1 protein-coding gene is annotated in these 238 nt (G+C 63.9%); it reads left to right on the forward strand.

Annotated features, from left to right (window positions below):
* A partial coding sequence (locus GHO42_RS08145; RefSeq protein WP_178114913.1) for an FUSC family protein occupies positions 1–238 on the forward strand: 238 nt, incomplete at both ends.

Raw genomic sequence — 238 nt, forward strand, 5'->3', positions numbered from 1 at the left:
CACCCACGAACGCGAGCGTTGGGACCAACCCTTTATCTCCCAAACCAACTGGTGGTCGGCGGCCGCTTCCGGGATCCGCGCGGCCTTTATCCTGGTGGTGCTGGGCACTTACTGGGTGCTGACGGCCTGGCCGAGCGGGGCGATGATGACCCTGATTGCCGCCGCCACCGTCGGCTTGTCAGCGGCCACGCCCAACCCCAAACGCATGGCCTTTCAAATGGCCTGCGGAACTTTTATC

The sequence above is a fragment of the Pseudomonas sp. FSL R10-0056 genome, assembly GCF_009600105.1.
Taxonomy (GTDB): Bacteria; Pseudomonadota; Gammaproteobacteria; order Pseudomonadales; family Pseudomonadaceae; genus Aquipseudomonas; species Aquipseudomonas bubulae.